The sequence below is a fragment of the Cupriavidus sp. UYPR2.512 genome (genome assembly GCF_000379565.1).
In the GTDB taxonomy this organism is placed as follows: Bacteria; Pseudomonadota; Gammaproteobacteria; order Burkholderiales; family Burkholderiaceae; genus Cupriavidus.
The window spans coordinates 1-2,324 of record NZ_KB903022.1; the positions used below are offsets into that span (position 1 = coordinate 1).

General features: G+C 54.1%; 1 protein-coding gene and 1 pseudogene. Both read left to right on the forward strand.

Features of this window, described 5'->3' with window-relative positions:
* Positions 1-513 (forward strand): annotated as a pseudogene (locus A3A5_RS0118250) (hypothetical protein); the annotation flags it as partial.
* Positions 491-1,174: a hypothetical protein gene (locus A3A5_RS0118255; RefSeq protein WP_018311985.1), complete on the forward strand. Its 684-nt coding sequence runs from the start codon at positions 491-493 to the stop codon at positions 1,172-1,174. The pseudogene A3A5_RS0118250 and the gene A3A5_RS0118255, both read left to right, overlap by 23 nt.
* Positions 1,175-2,324 lie beyond the last annotated feature (1,150 nt).

A 2,324-nucleotide genomic window follows, 5' to 3' on the forward strand; every position in this document is an offset into this window, starting at 1 on the left:
CTGAGGCAAACTACTATCGGCAACTCAGCGATACCGCTGCGGCCCCGGCATCAACTTAAACAAAACAGCCTCCTCGATTCCCGGGGTGATTCAGGAGGATACAGCGGCATACACGGTAGTTTCAGCACTACCGACGTGCACAATACGCTGATTGCCAGTGGGCCGTCGTTCCGCACTAGCGCTGTCATCTCGAACCCGACTGGCAACGTCGACGTGGCACCGACGGTGGCTTATCTGTTGGGCGTGTCGATGTCGCAGGCCGACGGCCGCATCCTTAATGAAGCCCTACAGACGCCGGCAAGCATGAGTACGCCTGTGGTCAAGGCCGCAACCATTGCAACCACGGCGCCGGCGACCGGCCTAAGTTTTGAGCTGCCGACCGACCCGACCGGTAGTACGAAGGACTTGGCGCTTACGCAGGGTACCTACTCTATCAACTTGGCCGTCAAGGACTTGATCGTCGATGGCAAGACCTATCGGTACTTCGACTATGCCAAGGCTGTTCGTCGATAATTGCGGCGCGCTGTTAGTCAGCGCCGCACTCGTATGCTCTTTTGCGGTCCAGGTTGCCGAGGCTGGACAGTTGACGCCAACCTTCGAATCGGTCTTTCGGGCCGGTGCTGAGCCGGCAGCGCTGTTCTACCGTGCCACGTTCGAAAGCAAGGATGGCGCGCACACGCTGCAGGTATGGAGGGATGGTCAGATCCGATTGCGCCGTAAAACAGATCAGGCCGTCGACACATACGTGGCCCGCATGGCAGCCGACTCGCTCGAATACCAAATGATAGTGGTCGATTACCGCAGGCGCATCACTACTCGTATCAACCGCAACAACTTGATTCGCCTCGGCCACATCAGCGCCTGGTTTGACTTGGCACATGGCCTGCGGCATCCGGTTGGACGCTATGAGCTTGCCCTTACTCGTGCACCTGTAGGATCGCCGGCGCCATTAACACCTTGCCGCTGGTACGCTCTCACGGAGGGTCAGGATACGCACCATATTTGTTGGAGCGCGCGGGCGAATCTACCGATGATGATTTGGTCCGACCGCACAGACTCGGTCGTGTGGCGTGTCTCCGAGGTTGATTATGGACCAATTGGCGACGATACCTTTGTACTCCATGATGCCGGTTTTGTGCGCAACGATGCCAACGCGGACGTCGATCGGGATTAACGTGGGTAGGATTCGCGTTGTGTGCCAAGGCAGTTAGAAGTTTTGTTCCTGCGCGCACTATTCTTCGAAGCTGAACTGCGGGCGAGATTTAATTTAGGTTTCGATCAACTTCTGTCGATTTAATGCCAACGCAGAGAGAGGTAGCCTATGTCTTGGTACGAAAAAACTCCATCCATGTTCCTTACAGCATGGTCTAGTGCGGCGCGGGAGGTGATTGATTCCTATGCGAAATTTTTTCGCCAGAGTGGTTGATTCAATCAATACTCGCCGGCCTGGCGTTTCGGTGGCGCGAACATCGATATTCAAATAGGAAAAATTGTTGACGCGCTCAGTGCGCTGTCCAAAACGAATTTAGATGGCACCGGCCCCGAAAGCGCTCGGGCCAAACAAAGAGTTTCTGGAGAAAGTGGAGGAAATTAAGCAGGTAAGATATGGTACTTTGTCTAGTCGGGTTGATAGCATCAAAGCGGGCCTTATTTCATCGAAAGATAGGAATCCGCAGCAGTTTGCACATTTAATGGATGAAATAAATAAACGGCACGATGTGCCATAAAGTCGGCGGGTGGAGTAAGATGGCAAGGGAGCGCAAGAATTTACTTTTAATTTTCTTTTGTAATCGCGCTGCGCCAGTCACCTGACTGAACCAATTGATCCACCTGATTTTGCTACGTAGTAATGATCGGTTGGCCAACCGCTGTCGGGATTCGATGTGGACCGGTAATTTCCGCTACCGACCGCGTTGTCGGGAGCAGTCAATGAGCAGTCTTGGGCCGACTGGCGCGCCGGGCATTCATCCAGCATGTATGCGTGCAATTGGGCATACTCTTCGCCAAGTCGGTGCCCTGCCCTTGAAGGATCAGGGAGCGTCTTCTCATCCCCTCTCATCGATTTGGAAGAATTCACAGAATCATTGAGAGGGCATTATATAGTAGATGTGGCTGCCAGCTTGCTGACAGCATCTCTCGTAATATCGGCAAACTAGGCGCGTTCCCGGATTGTCGCTTTCTACGCGCAGTCGCACGCTTGCCGGCGCCGTGCGTATCTGAAGCTTCATCTCATGCTTATCCGGTTGTCTCCCAAGCCCTCTACCGATAGTATGTTGGTCATCTGTGCCACCCCGGGGCAACCATGGTTATTGACGTGCTTGACC

Excerpts from the sequence above, each read along its gene's own strand:
- A3A5_RS0118255 (WP_018311985.1), top strand. The coding sequence starts at position 491 with ATGCCAAGGCTGTTCGTCGATAATTGCGGCGCGCTGTTAGTCAGCGCC.